The sequence below is a fragment of the Stenotrophomonas sp. STEN083 genome, from assembly GCF_056759195.1.
Genome location: NZ_JBRRCU010000022.1, coordinates 26,076 through 49,619, shown reverse-complemented (window position 1 = coordinate 49,619; position 23,544 = coordinate 26,076). Strand labels below are relative to the sequence as shown.

18 protein-coding genes are annotated in these 23,544 nt (G+C 64.3%); 12 read left to right on the top strand and 6 right to left on the bottom strand.

Annotated features, from left to right (window positions below; genetic code table 11):
- Positions 1 to 59: 59 nt before the first annotated feature.
- Positions 60 to 854: a TatD family hydrolase gene (locus ACVOK8_RS09025; RefSeq protein WP_481566509.1), complete on the top strand. Its 795-nt coding sequence runs from the start codon at positions 60 to 62 to the stop codon at positions 852 to 854.
- A 22-nt stretch (positions 855 to 876) separates the two neighbouring features.
- Here the strand turns inward: ACVOK8_RS09025 and panE are convergent, their stop codons facing one another.
- The 3 genes from panE to ACVOK8_RS09010 form a co-directional block, all read right to left on the bottom strand.
- A complete protein-coding gene (gene panE / locus ACVOK8_RS09020) occupies positions 877 to 1,815 on the bottom strand; it encodes a 2-dehydropantoate 2-reductase (protein ID WP_481566508.1) in 939 nt (312 codons plus the stop codon).
- A 218-nt stretch (positions 1,816 to 2,033) separates the two neighbouring features.
- Positions 2,034 to 2,828: an ABC transporter permease gene (locus ACVOK8_RS09015; protein ID WP_481566507.1), complete on the bottom strand. Its 795-nt coding sequence runs from the start codon at positions 2,826 to 2,828 to the stop codon at positions 2,034 to 2,036.
- Positions 2,825 to 3,778 (bottom strand): ABC transporter ATP-binding protein, encoded by a 954-nt coding sequence (locus tag ACVOK8_RS09010; protein WP_481544197.1) that lies wholly within the window; start codon positions 3,776 to 3,778, stop codon positions 2,825 to 2,827. Before ACVOK8_RS09010 ends, ACVOK8_RS09015 begins: the two co-directional genes overlap by 4 nt.
- Before the next feature lie 137 nt (positions 3,779 to 3,915).
- Between ACVOK8_RS09010 and ACVOK8_RS09005 the strand changes: the two genes are divergently transcribed.
- From ACVOK8_RS09005 to ACVOK8_RS08980, 6 genes are all read left to right on the top strand, one after another.
- Positions 3,916 to 4,626: a ferredoxin--NADP reductase gene (locus ACVOK8_RS09005; RefSeq protein WP_481566506.1), complete on the top strand. Its 711-nt coding sequence runs from the start codon at positions 3,916 to 3,918 to the stop codon at positions 4,624 to 4,626.
- Positions 4,627 to 4,982: 356 nt separating this feature from the next.
- Positions 4,983 to 5,567, top strand: coding sequence for a hypothetical protein (locus tag ACVOK8_RS09000; protein WP_481566505.1), 585 nt, complete (start codon positions 4,983 to 4,985; stop codon positions 5,565 to 5,567).
- 9 nt (positions 5,568 to 5,576) lie between these two features.
- Complete coding sequence (locus ACVOK8_RS08995; protein ID WP_481515999.1) at positions 5,577 to 5,774, top strand: helix-turn-helix transcriptional regulator; 198 nt, start codon at positions 5,577 to 5,579, stop codon at positions 5,772 to 5,774.
- A gap of 67 nt (positions 5,775 to 5,841) precedes the next feature.
- Positions 5,842 to 7,377: an alpha/beta hydrolase gene (locus ACVOK8_RS08990; RefSeq protein ID WP_481566504.1), complete on the top strand. Its 1,536-nt coding sequence runs from the start codon at positions 5,842 to 5,844 to the stop codon at positions 7,375 to 7,377.
- A gap of 29 nt (positions 7,378 to 7,406) precedes the next feature.
- A complete protein-coding gene (locus tag ACVOK8_RS08985; protein WP_282271996.1) occupies positions 7,407 to 8,162 on the top strand; it encodes an ABC transporter ATP-binding protein in 756 nt (251 codons plus the stop codon).
- Positions 8,159 to 9,352 (top strand): ABC transporter permease, encoded by a 1,194-nt coding sequence (locus tag ACVOK8_RS08980; protein WP_481566503.1) that lies wholly within the window; start codon positions 8,159 to 8,161, stop codon positions 9,350 to 9,352. The genes ACVOK8_RS08985 and ACVOK8_RS08980 overlap by 4 nt, the downstream gene beginning before the upstream one ends.
- A 222-nt stretch (positions 9,353 to 9,574) precedes the next feature.
- On the opposite strand, the gene ACVOK8_RS08975 is transcribed toward ACVOK8_RS08980, so the two are convergent.
- Positions 9,575 to 10,573, bottom strand: coding sequence for an energy transducer TonB (locus ACVOK8_RS08975; RefSeq protein WP_481566502.1), 999 nt, complete (start codon positions 10,571 to 10,573; stop codon positions 9,575 to 9,577).
- 196 nt (positions 10,574 to 10,769) lie between these two features.
- Positions 10,770 to 11,324, bottom strand: coding sequence for a TIGR00645 family protein (locus tag ACVOK8_RS08970; protein ID WP_481566501.1), 555 nt, complete (start codon positions 11,322 to 11,324; stop codon positions 10,770 to 10,772).
- 107 nt (positions 11,325 to 11,431) lie between these two features.
- On the opposite strand from ACVOK8_RS08970, the gene ACVOK8_RS08965 reads away from it, so the two are divergent.
- The 3 genes from ACVOK8_RS08965 (at position 11,432) to ACVOK8_RS08955 (ending at position 16,470) form a co-directional block, all read left to right on the top strand.
- Positions 11,432 to 12,124: a glutathione binding-like protein gene (locus ACVOK8_RS08965; RefSeq protein ID WP_481566500.1), complete on the top strand. Its 693-nt coding sequence runs from the start codon at positions 11,432 to 11,434 to the stop codon at positions 12,122 to 12,124.
- Between the two features lie 71 nt (positions 12,125 to 12,195).
- On the top strand, positions 12,196 to 14,421 hold the full coding sequence (locus tag ACVOK8_RS08960) for a S9 family peptidase (RefSeq protein ID WP_481566499.1): 2,226 nt from the start codon (positions 12,196 to 12,198) through the stop codon (positions 14,419 to 14,421).
- Positions 14,422 to 14,670: 249 nt separating this feature from the next.
- Entirely contained in the window at positions 14,671 to 16,470 is a 1,800-nt protein-coding gene (locus ACVOK8_RS08955; protein ID WP_481566498.1) for a DUF885 domain-containing protein, read from the top strand.
- Positions 16,471 to 16,767: 297 nt separating this feature from the next.
- Here the strand turns inward: ACVOK8_RS08955 and ACVOK8_RS08950 are convergent, their stop codons facing one another.
- A complete protein-coding gene (locus tag ACVOK8_RS08950) occupies positions 16,768 to 18,579 on the bottom strand; it encodes a monovalent cation:proton antiporter-2 (CPA2) family protein (RefSeq protein WP_481566497.1) in 1,812 nt (603 codons plus the stop codon).
- A gap of 326 nt (positions 18,580 to 18,905) precedes the next feature.
- Between ACVOK8_RS08950 and mgtE the strand changes: the two genes are divergently transcribed.
- Positions 18,906 to 20,276, top strand: coding sequence for a magnesium transporter (mgtE, locus tag ACVOK8_RS08945; RefSeq protein WP_481566496.1), 1,371 nt, complete (start codon positions 18,906 to 18,908; stop codon positions 20,274 to 20,276).
- A gap of 321 nt (positions 20,277 to 20,597) precedes the next feature.
- On the top strand, positions 20,598 to 23,303 hold the full coding sequence (locus tag ACVOK8_RS08940) for a bifunctional acetate--CoA ligase family protein/GNAT family N-acetyltransferase (protein ID WP_481566495.1): 2,706 nt from the start codon (positions 20,598 to 20,600) through the stop codon (positions 23,301 to 23,303).
- Positions 23,304 to 23,544: the final 241 nt, after the last annotated feature.

Genomic DNA, 23,544 nt, shown 5'->3' with positions numbered 1-23,544 from the left:
TCGGCGGGTGTATAAGGGCAGCCCTGTAGAATGAGCGTTCCCCAGCAATAGCACCTCTCATGCAACTGATCGACATCGGCGCCAACCTCACCCACGAATCCTTTGATCGCGACCTGGACGCGGTGCTGGAGCGCGCCCGCGCTGCGGGCGTGGTGCAGATGGTGATCACCGGTGCCAGCCGTGAGCATTCGCCGATGGCCTTGACGCTTGCGCAGCTACATCCCGGTTTCCTCTACGCCACTGCTGGCGTGCATCCGCATCACGCTAGTGAGTACACCGACGAATGCGACGCGGAGATGCGCGCGTTGCACACGCATCCGGAAGTGGTGGCAGTGGGTGAGTGTGGTCTGGATTTCAATCGCGATTTCTCGCCGCGTCCGGCCCAGCGCAAGGCCTTCGAACGCCAGCTGCAGATCGCCAGCGAGAACGGCAAGCCCTTGTTCCTGCACCAGCGCGATGCGCACGACGACTTCATCGCGATGATGAAGAACTTCGACGGCAAGCTCGGCCCGGCCGTGGTGCATTGTTTCACCGCTGAGCGCCGAGAGCTGTTCGACTACCTGGACCGCGATTGGTATATCGGCATCACTGGCTGGCTGTGCGACGAGCGCCGCGGCGCGCACCTGCGTGAGCTGGTCAAGCACATCCCGGCCGAGCGCCTGATGATCGAGACCGATGCGCCGTACCTGCTGCCGCGCACGATGCGGCCGCTGCCAAAGGACCGCCGCAACGAGCCGGCGTTCCTGTCGCACATCGTCGAAGAACTGGCCCGTGATCGTGGCGAAGACGTGGCGGTCACCGCTGCCAACGCTACCGCCGCGACCCGCGCCTTCTTCCGCCTGCCGCCAGTCTGACGGCAGGCGCAAGGCTGAAACCTCAAGCGGCGCGCTGCGCCTCGTAGGCCTGCAGGTGGCAGTACGCTGCCTGCAGCAGCGGCGCTGATTGCCCGGCGGCAAGTGCACGGCCCAGCATGTCGCCGACGATGTGTGCGGCTTCCACGCGCTGCCTGGCTTCCAGGTCACGCAGCATCGATGCCTTGATCGGCGAGCCGGTTTTGGTGATCGCGCCCAGTGCGATTTCCTGTGCTTTGGCGGGAATCGGCTGCCCGGCCTGCGCGGCGACTGCAAGACACTCGGTGTACAAAGCCTGCATGAAGGCGCTGCCGTGATCGCTGGCAACGATGGTGCCGACGTCAGCACGCATCAGGCAGGTGCCGGCGGCCAGCGCGGTCAGGAAGGTGTACTTGATCCACTGTTCCTGGGCGATATCGGCCGAGGCGACGTGATCGATGCCGGCTTGTTCGCAGGCCTTGGCCAGTGCTTCGACGCGTGCGCTGTCGGTAGCGCCATCGCGCTCGCCGAAGGTCAGCTTGGCCGGCTTGTCCAGATGTAGCACCGCGCCGTCCTCGGCCTTGGTTGCGCTGATGAAGCACAGGCCGCCCAATACGCGCTCGTGCCCGAAACGCGCGTCCAATGCGGCGTAATGGCGCAGGCCGTTGAGGATCGGCAGCACCGTGGTGTTAGCGCCAACTGCTGAAGCGATGGCATCGATCGAGCTGTCCAGGTCATAGGCCTTGCAGCTGAGAATAACCAGATCGAAGGGCTGATCCTTGGCCAGTTGCGGCAGGGCATCGGCAGTGACGTGGGTCACGGGGAATGCCGCATCACCGAGCGGGCTGCGGATCACCAGGCCATCGCGGTCCAGCTGTGCAGCGCGGTTGGCTCGCACCAGGAAGGTGACATCAACGCCGGCCTGCGCCAGCCGACCACCAAAGTAACCACCGGTACCACCGGCACCGAGAATCAGGATGCGCATCGGGTTGGATATCCATCAACAGAGGGGAGTGAAGCCATCATAGGTGTTCGGGGGTGTTGTAGGAGCGGCGTCAGCCGCGAAGCTGACACTGCTTCCAATTGCAGAAACCATGGTTCGCAATATCCAGATTGCAGAGTCATCTTGGTTTGATGCTGTACGAGCTTCGCGGCTGACGCCACTCCTACAAAATCAAAAAAGGCGCCTTTCGGCGCCTTCTCTCAGCTACGCAGGCCTACGCCGCGCTTCAACAGCCATAGCGCCAATGCAGTGAGCACTCCAACAAAGCCCAGCATCAACGCATACGACACCCACAACGGCACGTCGCTGCTGCCGAGCAGGCCGTAACGGAATGCATTGACCATGTAGAAGATTGGATTGGCGTGCGTCATCGCCTGCGCCCAACCCGGCAACAAGGTCACCGAATAGAACACGCCGCCCAGGTAGGTCAGCGGGGTCAGGATGAAGGTCGGCACGATCGCCACGTCATCGAACTTCTTGGCGTAGACGGCGTTGATGAAGCCGGCCAGCGAGAAGATCGTCGCGCCCAGCAGCACCGTGGTCAGGGTCACCAGCGGATGCGGGATGCGCACCGGGGTGAAGAACATGGCGATGATCAGCACGATCACGCCCACCATCAAACCACGCAGCACCGCGCCGGCAACATAGCCCCACAGGATCACCCAGTTCGGCATCGGGCTGACCAGCAGTTCCTCGACATGGCGGCCGAACTTGGCACCGAAGAACGAGGAGCTGATGTTGCCGTAGCTGTTCTGGATCACGCTCATCATCACCAGGCCCGGCACGATGAACTGCATGTAGCTGTAGCCGCCCATCTGCCCGATCTTGGAGCCGATCAGGCCGCCGAAAATCAGGAAGTACAGGGTCATGGTGATCGCCGGCGGCACCAGGGTCTGGCCCCAGATACGCAGGATGCGGTTGACCTCGCGGCGAACGATGGTGCCCAGCGCCACCCAGTTGCGGCTGCTGTCGGTCACGGGAACGGGGGTACTCATGCTGCGGTGCTCTCCAGGTTGCCGGTGAGGCGCACGAACAGCTCCTCCAGGCGGTTGCTCTTGGTACGCATCGAGCGCACGCGGATGCCGGCGGCATTCAAGGCGTCGAAGACTCGGTTCAAATCCATCGCACGCGGCATGTCCAGGTCCAGCGTATGCGCGTCGGTGGCGACCAGGGTGGCGCCTTCGATCTGCGGCAGCTGCGCGGGCAGCTCACCGTCGATATCGAACAGGAAGCCTTCCACATCGAGCTTGGCCAGCAGGCCGCGCATCGGGCCCTGCTCGACGATCTGGCCATGGTTGATGATGGCCAGGTTGCGGCACAGCTGCTCGGCCTCTTCCAGGTAATGCGTGGTGAGGATGATGGTGGTGCCGGCGGCGTTGATTTCCTGCAGCGTCTTCCACATGTCGCGGCGGATCTCGATGTCCACGCCTGCGGTGGGCTCATCGAGGATCAGCAGGCGCGGCCGGGTCATCATCGCGCGGGCGATCATCAACCGACGCTTCATGCCACCGGACAGGGTGCGGCTCATCATCTGCGCCTTGCCCCACAGGTGCGCGCGCTTGAGTTCTTCCTCGGCGCGTACTTCAGCCTCGGCACGCGGAATCCCGTAGAAGCCGGCGTAGTTGACCAGGATGTCGAAGGGCTTCTCGAACAGGTTGAAGTTGATTTCCTGCGGCACCAGCCCGATCAGGCGCATGGTCGCGCTGCGGTTGGCCACCAGGTCGCTGCCGAACACCTGTACCTGGCCTTCGCTCAGGTTCACCAGTGAAGACACGATGCCGATCAGGGTCGACTTGCCGGCGCCGTTGGGGCCAAGCAGGGCGAAGAAGTCGCCCGGGGCGACTTCCAGCGACACGCCTTTCAGGGCCTGGACGCCGTTGTCATAGGTCTTGCGCAGGTCGGTGATGCGCAGGGCGGCTGCGCCGGATGGGGTACGGGAGTCCAATCTGTGGCCTTCGCGCCGGGTACAGGCGTCGGATAAGTGCAGGCGGCTATTATAGAAGGCCCCGTGGTCCATACCCGGTTACACACTGTTCCCCTCCTGTGCCAATCCAATTCCCCCTCAAGCTGGTCGGCAGCCGCATGCTGGCCCCCAGCGTCGGTCACTACCAGTTCGTCCGTGACGACGGCCAGCCGCTGGATTTCCTGCCCGGCCAGTTCATTCAGGTCCATTTCGACTACGCCGACGGCACCGCAACCAAGCGCAGCTACTCCTTGGCCACCATCCATGACCACGCGATGGGCCCGGGCGAGGCGGTGGATATCGCGGTCAGCTTCGTGCCCGGCGGCGCTGCCACCGCGCTGTTCGAGGGCCTGAAGGCCGGCGACCATATCAGCGGCAGCGGCCCGTTCGGTCGCTTCTGCCTGCAGCCGGGCGACCACAATGGCCGCTACCTGCTGATCGCCACCGGCACCGGCGTCACCCCGTACCGCTCGATGCTGCCGCAATTACGCACTGCAATGATCGAGCGCGGCGTGGAAGTGGTGCTGCTGCAGGGCGCGCGTACACCGGAAGAGCTGCTGTACAGCGACGATTTCTACGCCTTCGCCGCCGCCAATCCGGGCTTCCGCTACCTGCCCTGCCTGTCGCGTGAGCTGCCGGAAAACCCGCATGCCGATGTCCGCAAGGGCTATGTGCAGCAGCAGTTGGCCGAGATCGCACCGGACCCGGCCCGCGATATCGCCTACCTGTGCGGCAACCCGGACATGGTGGATACCTGCGTGGAAGCACTGAAGGAAGCCGGTCTGCCGATGCCGCAGATCCGCCGCGAGAAGTACGTCAGCAGCAAGTGAAGGTTGGCGACTGCAGTGCAGTCGCCCGCTGGAGAGTCCGCCGGACTGGTCTCGGTTTGGTTTCGATCCGCATAAAGGCGCGACGCTTTCGTTCGCGCCTTTCTTCGTTGTGGATGCAGCTTTTCCACCTTGACCCGGGCAGTACGGGACAGCGCAAAGGGTGTTTTCATCTGTAAAGGCTACTTGACAGGTTGGCCGGGCTGACGGCAGGATGTGTCAAGCGTGCTTTACAGGAGTTGGGCCATGCGTCATTGCAAGTGTCTTGCCCGTCATGCGGCGACGGCCTTCGTCGCCAACCGGTTCGTTGCCGTACCGTGCGACCTGCAGCTGCAGCCACTATTGGAAGGGGTGGGGCAATGAGTCGCAATCATTGGACGATCGGCATGCTGATTGCCGCCGCTGCATTCACCCTCGCGGCTTCGGCCGTGCTGCTATGGCAGCCGATGGGTGCGCAGCCGCGGTTCTCTGGCATCTTGTTTGGTATCGCCCTTGGCCTGGCACTGGCGGCGCTGCTGCGCCGATTGATGCCTGCCGCCTGCGATGCCGCACCGGCCAAACTGCGCAAGCGCTATACCCGTGAGGTGATGCTGGCCATGGCCGGCTATGTGGTGCTGCTGGTGCTGTCGATCCTGCTGCTGAAGCGGGTCGAAGACGGCCTACTGCGCGCCCTGATCGCACTGCTGCCGGTGCCGCCGATGATGCTGGTGCTGCGTGCGATGATCCGCTACATCCGCGATGCCGATGAGCTGCAGCAACGCATCGAACTGGAGGCAGTGAGCTTCGCCACGGCATTCATTTCGCTGGTATACCTGACAGGGGGCTTTCTGCAGTCGGCCAAGGTCATCGATGTGCCGTCCAACGTGGCGATGATCTGGGTGTTTCCCTTGGTCTGCCTGTCATATGGGCTGGCCAAGGCCGTGGTCGCACGGCGTTACCACTGAGCCCGGGCGATGGATAACCGATTACGCGAGTTGCGCGAAGCCAAGGGCTGGTCGCAGGGCGAGCTGGCCGAGCAGCTGGAGGTTTCCCGGCAGACGGTCAACGCGCTGGAGACCGGCAAGTACGATCCCAGCCTGCCGTTGGCCTTTCGTATCGCCCGGCTTTTTGAAAGCCGGATCGAAGAAATTTTCTTTCCTGATGTCACATAGCTGCCGCGCCCGCGTCTGGATGCAGGTAGATCCGTTTCTTCTTCAACCGTGAGGGGCTGTTCCGATGATGTCCCGTAAGACCCAAACCATCCTCGCCTTGGCTGTGATCGCCGGCATCGTCGGTTACCGCCTGGTGCGGTCAACCGATACGCCAGCGTCAGTGCCTGCTGCGGCCGGAGCCACAGCTGTAACGGCCGTGGCCGGCAAGCCGCAGACGCTGGGCAGCTTGAACTTCCAACCCTGCAGCCTGAGCTCCAGCGGCAGCCGCGACAGCCTGGAAGCACAGTGCACCACGCTGGAAGTGCCCGAAGACCGGGCAAACCCGCAAGGCCGCAAGATCACACTGAACATCGCCTGGGTTGCCCCGGAGAAGGAAAGCGACCTGCAGCCCGATCCGGTGTTCTTCCTCGCCGGTGGTCCGGGCCAGGCCGCGGTCGCTACCTATCCGCAGGTGGATGCTGCATTTGCCGAGGTGCGCAAGCACCGTAACGTGATCCTGGTCGACCAGCGCGGTACCGGCAAATCCAACCTGCTGGCCTGCGATACGCCGGACGATGCCGATTTCACAACCGCGTCGATGCAGGCCGCCGCACAGGGCTGCGCAACCGAGCTGGCAAAGAAGGCCGACCTGCGCTTCTACACCACCACCGAGGCGGTGGCGGATCTGGATGCGGTGCGCCAGGCTATCGGCGCGACGCAGATCAATCTGGTCGGTGTCAGCTACGGCACCCGTGTGGCCCAGCAATACGCCATGCGTCATCCGCAGGCCACCCGCAGCATCGTGCTCGACTCGGTGGTGCCGAACAGCCTGCAGCTGGGCAATATCTTCGCGCGCAACCTTGACGACGCACTGGCGCTGCAGTTTGCCCAGTGCACCAAGACCGCCTCGTGCAAGGACAAGCTCGGTGATCCACGTGCCGAGCTGGACACGCTGCTGGCCAAGCTGCGCGCGCAACCGGTGACGGTGCAGTACCGCGACGCCAGCACCGGCGAACAGCAGCAAGGCGAGCTGCGTGCCGAAACCGTGGCCGGGCTGGTGCGCATGTATGCCTACATGCCGGCTGCCGGTGCGCTGCTGCCCAAGCTCATCCATGAAGCCAATGGCGGCCGTTACGACAACCTGATGGCGCTGACGCAGATGCTGCAGGGCGAGATGAAGGACGCCATGGCGATGGGCATGCAGCTGTCGGTGGTATGCAGCGAAGACAAGGAAAGCATGGTCGCCAACAGCGCCGACGAGAACACCGTGCTCGGCAACCAGATGGCCGAAGCCATGGGCGCGATGTGTGCCAGCTGGCCCAAGGGCACGGCACCAGCCGACTTCCACAAGCCGCTGGCCGGCAAGGTGCCGACGCTGGTGCTGGAAGGCGAGTTCGATCCGGTGACGCCGCCGCGCTATGGCGAAGAAGTGGTCAAGCATCTGGATAACGCGCGCCTGTTCGTGCTGCGCGGCCAGGGTCACAACGTGATCGGCGCGGGCTGCATGCCCAAGCTGTTCGCGCAGTTCATCGAAAAGACCGACCCGAAGGCGCTCGACGGTGCCTGCCTGGAAAAACTCAACTACGTGCCGCCGTTCACCAGTTTCAATGGCTGGGAACCGTGACATCACCGCATCACTGAGGATTAGCTTCCATGATCGTTGCAGAACGACTCCGCAAGACCTTCCCCGGCAGGGGCAAGGACAAGACGCCGGTGATTGCCGTGGATGACGTGGGCTTCACCGCCCATGATGGCCAGATCACCGGTCTGCTCGGCCCCAATGGTGCCGGCAAGACCACCACGCTGCGCATGCTGTACACGCTGATGACGCCGGAAAGCGGCCGCGTGCTGGTCGATGGCATCGATGCCGCGGTCGACCCCAACGCGGTGCGCCGCAGCCTCGGCGTGCTGCCGGATGCGCGCGGCGTGTACAAGCGCCTGACCGCCCGCGAGAACATCGATTACTTCGGTGAACTGCATGGCATGAGTTCGGCCGCCATCGTCGAGCGCACCGCGCGCCTGGCCAAGGCGCTGCAGATGGAGGATTTCCTCGATCGTGCCACCGAGGGTTTCAGCCAGGGCCAACGCACCAAGACCGCGATCGCCCGTGCGCTGATCCACGACCCGCGCAACGTCATCCTCGACGAGCCGACCAATGGCTTGGACGTGATGACCACCCGTGGCCTGCGTGGCTTCCTCAAGGAACTGCGCGAGGAAGGCCGCTGCGTGATCTTCTCCAGCCACATCATGCAGGAGGTCGCCGCGCTGTGTGACCGCATCGTGATCGTCGCGCAGGGCAGGGTAGTGGCCCAGGGCACGCCGGATGAGCTGCGCGAGCAGGCCCATGAGAGCAACCTGGAAGACGCGTTCGTGAAACTGATCGGCAGCGAGGAGGGCCTGCACGCATGAGCCAGACTGGATATTTCCGCGCCATTTTCACGGTGATGCGCAAGGAACTGCGCGACTTCGCCCGCGACCGCCGCACCTTCCTGCTTACCTTGCTGACCGCGCCGCTGCTGTACCCGTTGCTGTTCCTGGGCATGAACAAGCTCACCAACCTGCGCGCCGAGACGCAGTTGGAAAAAGACTTGAGCATCCCGGTGGTGGGCATCGCCCGCGCCCCGAACCTGGTTGCCTTCCTGGCCAGCCGCGGCATCAATGCCACCGAGGCGCCGGCTGACTACGAAGCACTGATCCGCAGCCAGCGCGAAGACCTGGCCTTGGTGATCGACGAGAACTTCGCCGCCGACTGGCAGGCCGGCAAGCCGGCCAAGGTGGAGATCGTCGCTGATACCACGCGCCGTACCGGAGACGTGCAGATCGCCCGCGTACGCAATGTGTTGACTGCCTACGGGCAATCGGTAGGTGCATTGCGCTTGCTGGCGCGCGGCGTCAATCCGATGGTGGCCGCGCCGGTCAATGTCGGCACCCGCGATCTGGCAACGGCCGAAGCCAAGCGCGGCATCTTCCTGTCGGTGGTGTTGCCTTTGGTGCTGATGTTGTTCGCCTTCATCGGCGGCTCGCATCTGGCGATGGATACCACCGCCGGTGAGCGTGAGCGGCAATCGTTGGAGCCCTTGCTGGCCACGCCGGCAGCACGCGGCGCACTGGTCAGCGGCAAGATGCTGGCGGCGGTGTTGTTGGGTCTGGCGTCGATGCTGCTGATCCTGATCTCGTTCAAGATCAGTGCCAGCATTGGTGGTGGCGCGGCGCGTTCGCTGGACGTGAGCTTCGCGGCGATGGGCAAGCTGCTGGTGATCCTGCTGCCGCTGGTGCTGATCGGCACCGCCCTGCTGACCTGCCTGTCGGCCAGCTCCAAGAGCATGAAGGAAGCACAGAGCCACATGGTCTGGTTGATGTTGCTGCCGATGCTGCCGGGCTATGCCTTGATGGCTTATCCGCTGAAGGACACCCAGCTGTGGCAGTACGCAGTGCCGTTCCTGTCGCAGAACCAGATGCTGGTGAAGGTGACCCGCGGCGAGATGCCATCGGCCACGCAGTGGGCGGTGTATCTGGCCGCCTCGGTGCTGTTGGCGGTGCTGCTGTGGGCGGTCGCAGTATGGCGTTACCGCCAGGAGCGTCTGGCGATCTCTGGTTGATCTTCTGTAGTGCCGAGCCATGCTCGGCATACGGAACGAAGCAGCAATGTTTCAGATATACAAAGGCCCGGATCACTCCGGGCCTTTGCTTTTGCTCCACCTGTAGTGCCAAGCCATGCTCGGCAGGGGCTTTACCGGTAAGGCCTCTGCCGAGCATGGCTCGGCACTACCAAAACCAAAAAGGCCCGGAGCGATCCGGGCCTTTTCGCAAGCAAAAACCGCTTACTTGTTCGGCGCAAACGCCAAGGTACGACGGGTGGTGGTCGGGCTGCTGATCGGCTCGAACTTCCAGCGCTTCACCGCATTCAAGGCTTCGCGGTCGAACACGCGTGCCGGGGTGGCGCGCAGCACGCGAGCGTCGGTGACCGAGCCGTCGGTGCCGATGCTCAGCTCCACCAGCACTTCACCGGAGGTGCCCGAACGCAACGCATCGGCCGGGTAGCGCGGGGCCGGGGTGCTGACTGCACGTAGCGCCGGTGCTGCAGCCGGCTTGGGTGCGGCGGCCTGCTGGGCGGCAGCCTGCGCAGCACTGCGCTGCTCTGCTTCGCGGCGGGCGGCAGCCTGACGCTCAGCTTCCTGACGCTCACTGTCCTTGCGCGCGGCTTCCTGCTTTGCCGCCAGCTGCTGCGCGGCAGTCGCTTCAACCGCCTGCTGCTGGGCCAAGCGCTGCTGTTCCACCTGCTGCTTGGCGCGGGTTTCAGCGTCCTTCTTGGCCTTATCGGCTTCTTCCACGGTGCGGCGTTCGGCAACCTGCATGCTGCCGGTGACGCCCTGCTTCAGGCGCGGCAGCGCCGGTGCGGTGGGGTCCACTTTCTCAACCAACGCGATCAGGCGCTGGGTTTCGGTGAAGTCCTCACGGCTCAAGGCCTGCTCAGCGGCGATCAGGGTGTAGGGCTGCAGGTCGGTCAGCGCGCTCTTGATCGAGGCGTCGTCGGGCAGCTTGTCGCGCAGGGCGAGGTAGTACTCCATGGCGTTGTCGCCGGCCGGCGCATACATGCGGTTCTCGCGCAGGGCGGCGCTGGCCATGTCGCGCAGCTGCTGGGTGTCCATGGCCTGCACCTTGTCGGCAACCACCGGTGCGGCGGGTGCTGCGGCTGCAGGCGTGGCCGGTGCAGCAGCCGGGGCGGCGGACTCATCCTTGCCGGAACAGGCGACCAGCGTGCTCAGCAGAACAGCGGGCATCAACAGGCGCAGCGTGCCTTTACTCATGACGTACGACATCAAACATCCCCTTGAATCGACGAACGTGGACTGCGTTTGCCTTGGCGGCATGAGGTGATGGCATTTCCCGATGCCGTACCCATCAGCAGTGAAGCGCGAATCTAGCATCGCCGGCGCGGTAAGCGGCAGCCAATGGTGACGCTGAAATGAAAGAGTGACGGGCGTCACATGATGTGGCGCCCGTCATTGGTGTTGCTCAGTGCGCGTTGGCCGCCGGTTTGGCGTGGCCGTTGGACATCAGCTTGTCGGTCCAAGCGATGCCGATGGCCGACAGGATGAACACGCAATGGATGATGGTCTGCCACAGCACACCGGCCTCGGTGTACTTGCTGCCTTCCGAGCCCAGCGTGCCGATCTCGATGAAGGTCTTGAGCAGGTGGATCGAGGAGATGCCGATGATCGCCATCGCCAGTTTTACCTTCAGCACCGAAGCATTGACGTGGCTCAGCCACTCCGGCTGGTCCGGGTGGTTGTGCAGACGCAGGCGCGAGACGAAGGTTTCATAGCCGCCGACGATCACCATTACCAGCAGGTTGGAGATCATCACCACGTCGATCAGGCCCAGTACGGCCAGCATGATCAGCTGCTCGGTCAGCTGCGTGGCCGAATGGATCAGGTGCCACAGTTCCTTGCCGAACAGGAATACGTAGACGCATTGCGCCAGGATCAGGCCCAGGTACAGCGGCAGCTGCAACCAGCGTGAAGCGAAGATCAGGGAGGACAGCGGGCTCAGTGATTTCTGTTCAGACATTGGGAAGGATGGTGCGTTGCGGAAACAGGGGAGGTTACCGGTCGCCCGGAAGGCTGCCAAGCGGCTACCGTAGAGGCCCCTGAGGATGGTTCTGCCGAGGCGTATTCATGATCGACCTTTACTACTGGCCCACCCCGAATGGCCACAAGATCACCTTGTTCCTTGAAGAGGCCGGGCTGGAGTACCGGGTGCACCCGGTCAACATCGGCAAGGGCGACCAGTTCCTGCCGGAATTCCTGGCAATCTCGCCAAACAACAAGATGCCGGCCATCGTCGACCATGCCCCGGTCGATGGCGGCGCGCCGCTGAGCGTGTTCGAGTCCGGCGCCATCCTGCTGTACCTGGCCGAGAAGACCGGTCGCTTCATCCCCGCTGACCTGCGCGGTCGTGCCGCCACTCTGGAGTGGTTGTTCTGGCAGATGGGCGGTCTCGGCCCGATGAGCGGGCAGATGGGCCACTTCAACGTCTACGCGCCGGAGCGCATCCCCTACGCGATCGAGCGCTATGACAGCGAGGTACGGCGCCTGCACCGGGTGATGGACAAGCGCCTGTCCGAGTCGGCGTTCCTTGGCGGCGACGACTACGGCATTGCCGACATGGCCAGCTACCCGTGGATTGGCGCCTACGCCAAGCTGCCGGTGGACTTCGACGCCTTCCCGCACCTGCGCCGCTGGCACCAGGCCATCGCCGAACGTCCGGCCACCCAGCGCGCCTACGCGGTCGGGCCGACGGTGAACCCGCAAGCCGGCCAGCCGCTTAGTGACGAGGAGAAGCGCCTGCTGTTCGGCAAGCGAGACTGACGCACGGCAGGGGCAGTACGGGCGGTGCTCGGCTAGGATGGTCAGATCCGTGCTGTTCTGACAGGTAAACCATGCGTCCCTTGTTTCTAGCCCTTGCCATGATCCTAGCCACCCCTGCTGTCCACGCTGAAAAGCTCACCCTCGAAGCCATCACCGGCAAGGCGCCGCTGTCCGGCCCCACGTTGATGAAGCCCAAGGTCGCCCCGGACGGTTCGCGGGTCACCTTCCTGCGCGGCAAGGACAGCGACGTCAAGCAGCTGGACCTGTGGGAATACGACATCGCCAGCGGCCAGACCCGGCTGTTGGTCGATTCCAAAGTGGTGCTGCCCGGTACTGAAACCCTGAGCGATGCCGAGAAGGCCCGCCGCGAGCGCCAGCGCATCGCTGCCTTCAGCGGCATCGTTGATTACCAGTGGTCGCCGGATGCGCAGACCCTGCTGTTCCCGTTGGGCGGTGAGCTCTACCTCTACGACCTGGGCAAGCAGGGCAGCGCTGCGGTGCGCAAGCTCACCAATGGCGAAGGCTTCAGCACCGACGCCAAGCTCTCGCCCAAGGGCGGCTTCGTCAGCTTCGTGCGCGAGCGCAACCTGTGGGTGATCGACCTGGCCAGCGGCAAGCAGCTGCAGCTGACCCGTGACGGCAGCGCCACCATCGGCAACGGTGTGGCCGAATTCGTCGCCGACGAGGAAATGGACCGCCACACCGGTTATTGGTGGGCACCGGATGACTCGGCCATTGCCTTCGCCCGCATCGACGAATCGCCAGTGCCGGTGCAGAAGCGTTACGAGATGTATGCCGACCGCGTGGAGATGATCGAGCAGCGCTACCCGGCGGCCGGCGATCCGAACGTACTGGTCACCCTGGGCGTAATTGCGCCGCGTGCTGATGCCGCGGCCAACTGGGTGGACCTGGGCAAGCAGAAAGATATCTACCTGACCCGCGTCAACTGGCGCGATGCCCAGCACCTCACCTTCCAGCGCCAGAGCCGCGACCAGCACACGCTGGAGCTGATCGAAGCCAACCTGGCCGACGGCAAGCAGCAGGTACTGGTCACCGAGACTGCCAAGACCTGGGTGCCGCTGCACAACAGCCTGAAGTTCCTCAAGGATGGACGCTTCCTGTGGTCGTCCGAGCGCAGCGGCTTCCAGCACCTGTATGTGTCCAGCGCTGATGGCCGCAACCAGACCGTCCTGACCTCGGGCAACTGGCCGGTGGACGAGCTGCTGGCCGTCGATGAAGACGCTGGCACCGTCTACTTCCGTGCCGGCGTTGAATCGGCGCTGCGCAGCGAAATCTATGCCGTGCCGCTGGCCGGTGGCACGCCGAAGAAGTTGTCGCAGGCGCCGGGCATGCACAGCGCCGCGTTCGCCAAGAACGGCAGCGTCTATGTGGACAGCTGGTCCAACAGCACCACGCCGCCGCAGATCGAGTTGTTCCGGGCCAATGGCGAGAAGATCGCCACCCTGCTGGACAACAACCTGGCCGACGCCAACCATCCATATGCCAAGTACCGCGACGCGCAGCGCCCGGTCGAATACGGCACGCTGACCGCGGCCGATGGCAAGACCCCGCTGAATTACAGCGTGATCAAGCCGGAAGGCTTCGACCCGGCGAAGAAGTATCCGGTTGCCGTCTACGTGTACGGCGGCCCGGCCTCGCAGACCGTGACCGACAGCTGGCCGGGTCGTGGTGATCACCTGTTCAACCAGTACCTGGCCCAGCGCGGCTATGTGGTGTTCTCGCTGGACAACCGTGGCACGCCGCGTCGTGGCCGTGACTTCGGCGGCGCGCTGTACGGCGTGCAGGGCACGGTGGAAGTGGCCGACCAGCTCAAGGGCGTGGAATGGCTGAAGTCGCAGCCGTGGGTGGATGGCAGCCGCATCGGCGTGCAGGGCTGGTCCAACGGCGGTTACATGACCTTGATGCTGCTGGCCAAGGCCTCGGACCAGTACGCCTGTGGCGTGGCTGGTGCGCCGGTTACCGATTGGGGCCTGTACGACACCCACTACACCGAGCGCTACATGAACCTGCCGGCGGCCAATGTCGATGGCTACCGCGAAGCACGCGTGCTCACCCATATCGCCGGGCTGACCTCGCCGCTGCTGCTGATCCACGGCATGGCCGATGACAACGTGCTGTTCTCCAATTCGACCGCCCTGATGAGCGCGCTGCAGAAGCGTGGCCAGCCGTTCGAGCTGATGACCTATCCGGGGGCGAAGCATGGTTTGTCGGGCGCGGATGCGTTGCATCGCTACCGTGTGGCTGAGAACTTCCTCGGGCGTTGCTTGAAGCCTTGAGGCGTTTTGCTGTTTTGATTTGTGGGTGAGGGCTGCAGGCCAAAGCCAGAAGCACCCCTCCCCAACCCTCCCCTTCGCTGCGCGAAAGGGAGGGAGCAACGCTCAGCGCCCTCCCTTTGGCCAAAGGCCAAGGGGAGGGTTGGGGAGGGGTGAGCTTTTGCACCAGCAATCCCCCAATACCCCCACTTCCTACCCTTGCCGCCCCGACAACGACTGCGTACGGTCAGCCCATCCCTTACGGAGCTGTCCATGAAGCCTCTCGTCCTCGCAGTCGCCCTTGCACTGGCCGCGCCGCTGCCGCTCACCGCATCCGCCGCCGCCGCACCCGCCACGACCAAAACCACGCCCGCCGCCCCGGCCTGGGTTGCGCGCAGCAACGAACTGGCGCAGATCCTGTTACAGGCGCAGGCGCCGTTCCAGCCTGAAATGACCAGCTTCTTCGGCGTGCCCGGCTATGACGACAAGGTCGTCGATCTGCGCGCGGACAACACCGGGCGTTACCGCGCCGCCATGAACAAGGCACGTGACCAGCTGCGCGAGAAGCTGCAGGTGGAGCGTGATCCGAACCTGCGCCAGGATCTGGAGATCATGATCGGCGCCGCCGAGCGCAACATCGAAAGCAGCACCCTCAACGAGCAACACCTGATGCCATGGGTGGATGTGCCGCAGGCAGTATTCGGCGGTATCAACAGCCTGCTGTCCGACCAGGTTCCCGAAGCGCGCCGGGCGAAGGCGCTGGACCGCCTCAATGCCTATCTCGGCAAGGCACCGGGCACGCAGCCGCTGGCTACGCTGGCGCGCCAGCGCTATGAGGAAAAGAGCGGCACGCCGAACCTGCTGCAGCCGACCAGGATCGAAGTGGATCAAGCGCTGGCCAATGTCGATACCTACATTGCCGGCATCGGCAAGCTGTTTGCCAAGTACAAGATTGACGGCGCCGATGCCTCGCTGGCCGAGCTGTCCACGCAGATGAAGGATTACATCGCCTGGACCAGCAAGGAGGTGCTGCCGAAGGCGCGCACCGACAACCGTCTGCCGGCCGAGCTGTATGCCTTCCAGCTCAAGGAGGTGGGCGTGGACATCGATCCGACCCTGCTGATGCAGCGGGCCCAGCTCGAATACATGGAAACCCGCGCGATGATGCGCCAGCTGGCACCGCTGGTGGTGCAGGCCAAGGGTTTGAAGGTCGCCGACAACACCGATTACGTGGCGGTGATCCGCGCGCTGAAGCAGGACAAGATCGGCAACGATCAGCTGGAATCGCATTACCGCAGCGTCATCGATGCGATCGATCCGATCATCCACAAGCAGGGCATCGTCGACGTGCCGCAGCGCCCGCTGCAGATGCGCCTGGGCAGTGAGGCCGAAAGTGCGGCTTCGCCTGCTCCGCATTACCTGCCGGCACCGCTGGTCGGCAACACCGGCCAGCAGGGCACCTTCGTGCTGCCGCTGGGTAACCCGGCCTCGGGTGAGAAGGCGCAGTACGACGACTTCAACTTCGGTTCGGCGGCATGGACGCTGAGCGCGCACGAAGGCCGCCCCGGCCACGACCTGCAGTTCGCGGCGATGGTCGAGCGCGGCATCTCGCTGGCGCGCACCATGTTCGCCTTCAACTCGGTGAATGTTGAAGGTTGGGCGCTGTATGCCGAAGCCGAGATGGTGCCGTTCGAGCCGCTGGACGGGCAGATGATCGCGTTGCAGTTCCGCCTGCTGCGCGCCGCCCGCGCCATGCTCGACCCCGCACTCAACCTGGGCCAGACCGACCGCGAGCGCGCCCGCAAGGTACTGGTGGAAGGCGTGGGTCTGTCCGAGGCTATGACCACGCAGGAACTGGACCGCTACACGGTGCGTTCGCCGGGCCAGGCCTGCAGCTACTTCTACGGCTACACCCGCATCATGGAGCTGCGCATGCAGACCGAGCTGGCATTGGGCGATAAGTTCGATCGGCTGGCATTCAACAATTTCCTGCTCGACCAGGGCCTGTTGCCGCCGGATCAGCTGGCGGCCGCGGTCAACGAAGTCTTCGTGCCGGCCCAGCGGCGCAAGTAAGCAAAAGGGCGCCGCAAGGCGCCCTTTCCATGAGGCCGGTGTGTTGCGGCTGCATTTGTAGGAGCGGCGTAAGCCGCGAAGCCGCAATATCAGCAGATCACATGGATACCAACGACTTCAGCACCATCAGCTTCATTTTTGTGGGAGGGGCGTAAGCCGCGAAGCCACCACATCATCAGATAGCAAAGCTGCCAAGGCCTTCAGCACCATCAGCTTCGCGGCTTACGCCGCTACCACAACTCCCACAGCTCCCACAGCGCGCACAGCGCGCACAGAACAACGCCAGCCCAGGCCGCCTCAATCCTTGTCGTTGGACGGCTTCACCGTCGTGCTGTCACTGGCATCGGCTTCGAACAGATGCATCAAATCAGCGCGGGCATCGCGCGAGGTCTGCATCACCGCCACCTCGTCGTCGTAGACCAGATGCTGCGCCTTGAGCAGTGCTTCATCGTGCTCGCGGAATCGTTGCACGTGGTCGCGCGCGACATTTTCCGGAAAGCCGAGCGCGGTCAGCACCCGTTCGCTGGCTTCAAGGCTGGAGCCGAATACCTCGCGGAACGGTTCGGCCGACATGTCCAGCAGCTTCCACGCGTGCTGGCGGTTGCGCGCACGCGCCAGCACGGTCGCCTTGGGATACATGCGTCGCACCAGCCGTACCGCACGCAGATTGGTGTCCGGGTCGTCCATTGCCATCACGAACACGCGGATGTGCTCGGCGCCTGCCGCGCGCAGCAGATCGGGGCGGGTAGGGTCGCCGTAATACAACTGGTTGCCGAAGCGGCGCAGGTCCTTGACCGTGTCCGGGTCGGCTTCCAAGGCCACAAACGGAATGCGCTGCGCGGTCAGCAAGCGCCCGACGATCTGGCCGAAGCGGCCCATGCCGGCAATCAACACCTGCGGCCGCTGCGCCCCGGCATCCTTCAGCGTTTCATCCGGTTCGGGTTGCGCCGGGCGCGCCGGCGGTTTGAGCTGCAATGTGCGCTGCAGCGCGAGCAGCAACAATGGCGTGATCGCCATCGACAGGCTTACCACCGCCACCAGCCGGTCGTGGTTGATCCGCCCAAGCAGATGCGCACGCTCGGCTTCGTTGAACACCACGAAGGCGAACTCGCCGCCCAGCCACAACACACTGCCCAGCATCAGCGCATTGCGCAGCGACAGACGCGCGGCCAGGCCCAGCGCGATCAGGATGGAAAACTTCACCGCCAGCAGGATGACCACGCCCAGCGCGATGATCTCGGGTTCGGCGGCAACCCGCTTCAGGTCGATGCCCATGCCAACGGCGATGAAGAACAGGCCGAGCAGCAGGCCCTTGAACGGCTCGATCTGCGACTCGATCTCGTGGCGGAATTCGGAGTCGGCCAGCAATACGCCGGCGATGAAGGCGCCCAGGCTGGCGCTGAGCCCTGCCTCGGCCATGAACCAGGCCGTGCCCAACACCACCAGCAAGGCGGTGGCGGTGAACACTTCCGGCATTCGCGTGCGTGCAACGATATTGAACAGCTGGCGCAGCATGGGCCGGCCGAGCACGATCACCAGCATCAGCGCGCCGAGGGCGATGGAGGCATCCTGCCAGCTCAGGGTTTCGTTCTTGACCCCGCCCAGCAGGGGAATGGCGGCCAGCAAGGGAATGGCGACCAGATCCTGGAACAGCAGGATGGCGAAGCCGAGCCGGCCATAGTCGGAGTTGAGTGCCTTGTGCTCGGACAGCAGCTGCAGGCCAACCGCAGTAGATGACAATGCCAGCGCGGTGCCGATCACCAACGCGCTCTTCCACGAGAAGTGATTGAGCAGCAGCAAACCGCCCAACACCATCGCACTGAGCAGCACCTGCACCGTGCCGGCACCGAACACCGGCCGCCGCATCACCATCAGCCGCGACGGTGACAGTTCCAGCCCGATCACGAACAACAGCATCACCACGCCGATCTCGGCGGCATTGAGGATGCGGTCGGCGTCCTGCACGAAGCCCAGCACATGCGGGCCGAGCACCACGCCAGCGGCCAGATAGCCCAGCACCGCACCCAAGCCGAAGCGCTTGAATACCGGCACGGCGATGACCGCCGCCAGCAGCAGTACCAAGGCTAATTCGAGACCGGTGCCATGCATTTATTGGGATTCCTTGATTGATTCAGCTGACCGGTCGGGCAGCTGCCTACCGAGGATTTCACATTATGCGGACTGTGCCGTGAGTGAATGCGAACAGAAGCCCTCCGTTGTTGGGATGCAGCGATGCAGGCTTGACCCCGCCGGCCAACAGGACCAGACTCGCGCCGCTGCCGGTAGAACCGCGCAGCACCTTTCCGGAGTCCAACCCATGTCCAGCGACAGTAGAAGTCGATCGCGATCGTCGACACCAGCGACGGCAACCGCCTGACAGGGCTGGTTCGCCCTGTGCTGGCGTTGCGGTCGCAATCCAGAACAGGCGAATCAACATGAACCAGAAGCAATTTCTGCGGCCAGTGGTGGACGCAGCCACGCTGAGCGCGCCCTTGGCCGATTACAACACCGCCGACGCGGTGGAGTACCTCAACGCCCTGCCATTGCCACTTGCGGCCAATACCCTGGCGGCATTGTCTTTGCCGCGTGCGGTCAAACTGCTGGAAGCCCCTGAGCTGCAGCATGCGGGTGAACTGATCGCAGCGTTGCCACCGGCCCGCGCCGCAGCCCTGCTGGGGCTGATGGCCGACGACCGTGCCACCGACATCGTCCATGAGCTGGATGATGCCGAGCGCGCGCGGCTGATCCCGCTGCTGGCACCGGAGGCGCGGCGCTCGATCCAGCTGCTGCTGAGCTATCCACCCAACACCGCCGGTGCCTTGATGACCACCGAGTTTGTCGGCGTGCCGGCAGACTGGACGGTGGCGCAGACCCTGCAGCACATCCGCGAAGTGGAGCGCAGCCGCGAGACGGTCTACGCCATCTATGTGCTGGACCCGCAGACCCGCCAGCTGCAGCAGGTGGTGACGATGCGGCGGCTGATCACCGGCGAGCCGGGGGATTCGATCCTGTCGGTTGCCCAGGTCAATCCGCCGGTGACCGTGGATGCCTTGCTGGACCAGGAAGAGGTAGCGCAGCTGATCCGCCGCCACGACCTGCTGGCGATCCCGGTGGTGGATGCGCAGCAGCAGATGCTGGGCATTGTTACCGTCGACGACATCCTCGATGCGTTGATCGATGAATCCACCGAGGACGTGCACAAGTTCGGTGGTGTGGAAGCCCTGGACAAGCCGTACATGCAGATCGGTTTCCTGGAGATGCTGCGCAAGCGTGCCGGCTGGTTGAGCGTGCTGTTCCTCGGCGAAATGCTCACCGCCAGCGCCATGCAGCACTATGAGGACGAGCTGGCGCGTGCGGTGGTGCTGACCTTGTTCATCCCGCTGATCATGAGCTCGGGTGGCAACTCCGGCTCACAGGCGACCTCGCTGCTGATCCGCTCGCTGGCGCTGCGCGAGCTGCGCCTGCGCGACTGGTGGAAGGTCGCCCTACGCGAGCTGCCGACCGGCGTTGTGTTGGGCGCGATCCTCGGCAGCTTGGCGATCATCCGCATCACCGTCTGGCAGCTGGCCGGCCTGCACGACTACGGCGAGCACTGGAAGCTGCTGGCGGTGACCATCGGTGCGGCCCTGATCGGCATCGTCACCTTCGGTTCCCTGTCCGGCTCGATGCTGCCGTTCGTGCTCAAGCGCCTGGGCTTCGACCCGGCCAGCGCCTCGGCCCCGTTCGTGGCAACGCTGGTGGATGTCACCGGCCTGGTGATCTATTTCAGCATCGCCGCAATGATCCTCGGCGGAACGCTGCTCTGAATGTAGTGCCGAGCCATGCTCGGCAGGAGCTTTACCGGCAAACCCAACGACAAACGCAAAAAACACCCCTCCCCAACCCTCCCCTTGGCTACGCCAAAGGGAGGGGGCAAAAACAAACCCTCCGCTGTGCTACGCGCAATGGAGGGGCAGCTTGTCTCCCTCCCTTGCGCGCAGCGCAGGGGAGGGCCGGGGAGGGGTGCTCTTCGCAATAATCAAGACCGCACCCACCAACACCCCAAAACACCCCCACTTTGATCCAACGCAGCCCACCCAGCACCGCAGCCGTGTACCTTTGACCCGGTACCCGCAACAGGCGTCGCAATGAGCACCTACCACCTGCAGACCGTATTTCGCCCCCGCTCGGTGGCAGTGATTGGCGGCAGCCCACGCGATCGTTCCGCCGGCCGCGCGGTGGTCCGCAATCTGCGCGCTGGCGGCTTCGCCGGGCAGATCGGCTGGGTCAGCCCGCGCTATGCCGAAATCGACGGTATGCGCACGGTCAAGAAGCTCAAGGACCTGCCGTGGATTCCGGATCTGGTGGTCATCACCGTGCCGGCAACGCTGTTGCCGCAGGTGGTTGCGCAAGCGGCCGAACTGGGCGTGGCCGCCGCCATCATCCTTACTTCCGGCCTGGGCAAGGGTCCGGGCTCCTTGGCTGCACAGGTGGAAGCCGCCGCACGGCCCAAGGGCATGCGCGTGCTCGGCCCGCATTGCCTGGGCGTCATCGCCCCACATGCACGGCTCAATGCCAGCATCGCCGCGCACACGCCGCAGGCCGGCGATTTGGCGTTGATCTCCGAATCCAGCGCGATAGCCGCCGCGCTAGTGGAATGGGGCGTGGCGCGTTCGGTCGGTTTCTCGGCGGTGGTGTCGCTGGGCGATGCGCTGGACGTCGACTTCGGCGATCTGCTCGATTACTTCGCCAGCGACTACCGCACCCGCGCAATCCTGCTCTACGTCGACCAGATCAGCGACGCGCGCAAGTTCATGTCGGCCGCACGTGCCGCCGCCCGCGCAAAACCCGTAGTGGTGGTCAAATCCGGGCGCAAGCCGCGCGGCAGTGATGAAGTAACCACCACCCATTCGCAGGCGTTGGCCGATTCCGACGCGGTCTACGGCGCAGCCTTCAACCGCGCTGGTCTTCTGCGGGTGAATGCACTGGACGAACTGTTCACCGCAGCCGAGACCCTGGGCCGGCTTGGAACCTTCCCGGGTCGCCGTCTGGCGATCCTCAGCAATGGTGGTGGTGTTGGTCGACTGGCGGTGGATCAACTGCAGGCGCTGGGCGGCAGCCTGGCCGAGCTGTCGCCGGCCACCATCGAACTGCTGGACAAGGCTCTGCCGCAGGGCTGGTCGCGTGACAACCCGGTCGACATCGTGGTCGATGCCGATGGCGGCCGTTACGCCTCCGCGATTGAAGCGCTGCTGTCCGACGACGCCAACGACGCGGTGTTGGTGATCAACGTGCCGACTGCGTTCACTTCCTCGGCCGAGGCCGCGCAGGCGCTGACCACCACGCTGGGGCAGCGCTCGCGGCAGCTGCGCGACAAGCCTGTGTTCGCGGTATGGCTGGGCAATGACGACCGCGCCACGGTCACCCTCAACACCGCGCGCGTACCGACCTATCCAACCGAAGCCGACGCCGTGCGTGGTTTCCAGCATCTGGTGCGTTACCGCGAGGCGCAGACCGCGCTGATGGAAACGCCGCCCAGCCTGCCAGCAGATTTCGTGGTGGATGTGCCGGCTGCACGCGTGCTGGTCGAGGCGGCGTTGGCCAACGATCAGCAATGGCTGGACCCGGTTGCCACGCACAAACTGCTGCAGGCCTACGGCATACCGTCGTTGGAAGTGATGGTTGCGCGTGATCCGCACGAAGCAATGGACCTGGCGCAGCCGATGCTGGAGCAGGGCATGAGCGTGGCGGTGAAGATTTTCTCGCCGGACATCCCGCACAAATCCGAAGTCGATGGTGTGCGCTTGAACCTGGGCAGCCTGCGTGCGGTGCAGTCCGCGGCAACCACCATCCTGCAGCGCGCCCGTGAGAAGCGCCCGCAGGCGCGCATCGAAGGCGTGCTGGTGCAACCCAGCCTGACCCGGCCCAAGGCACGCGAGCTGATCGCCGGCATTGCCGACGATCCGGTATTCGGCCCTGTGGTCGTGTTCGGCCGTGGTGGTACCGCAGTGGAAGTGATCGACGACAAGACCTTGGCGTTGCCGCCGCTGGATCTGCGACTTGCACATGAAGTAATCGGCCGCACCCGCGTCTCACGCATCCTCAAGGCTTACGGTGACGTACCGGCGGCGGACGAGCGTGCGGTGGCAATGGTGCTGGTCAAGCTGGCGCAGCTGGCGGCGGATATTCCAGAGATCCGCACGCTGGATCTCAATCCGCTACTGGCCGATCGCAATGGCGTGATCGCGCTCGACGCACGTGTCGCCATCACCCCGGTCAAGCGCCTGCACAAGGGCCGCGGTCATCCGCGTTTCGCGATTTTCCCGTATCCCACCGAGTGGGAGCGCACGATAGATCTATCCGATGGTGGCAAAGCCTTCCTTCGCCCGGTGCGACCAGAGGACGATGGCTTGTTCCGTGCCTTCTTCGCACGCGTCACCGACGATGATCTGCGCCTGCGTTTCTTCCAGTCGGTGAAGCATTTCAGCCACGAGTTCATTGCCCGCCTGACTCAGCTGGATTACGCGCGCTCGATCGCACTGGTGGCGATTGATCCCAAGACCGGCGAAATGCTCGGCGCGGTGCGCCTGCACGCCGATGCCGATTACAACCGCGGCGAGTACGGCATCCTGATCCGCTCGGACCTGAAGGGTCACGGCATCGGCTGGAAGCTGATGCAGATCATGATCGAGTACGCCAGCTGGCTGGGTTTGAACGTAGTGGAAGGGCAAGTGCTGCGTGAGAACAGCACCATGCTGGCGATGTGCCAGAGCCTGGGTTTCAAGGTGAAGGCTGACCCGGATGACTCGACCATCATGAATGTGACGCTGCCGGTGGGTGGGGTTAAGAGCTGAGAGCTGAAGGCCAAGAGCCAAAGGCACCCCTCCCCAACCCTCCCCTGCGCTACGCGCAAGGGAGGGGGCGGCTTGTCTCCCTCCCTTTGCCGTAGGCAAGGGGAGGGCCGGGGAGGGGTGCTCTGCTTCGCTCCCTCCCCTGCGCATAGCGCAGGGGAGGGCTGGGGAGGGGTGCTTTGGCTCTGGCTTTGGCAGTTGCCCAACCCCACCCCGTCACCCCCCGAACCACCCCAAGGCGCGA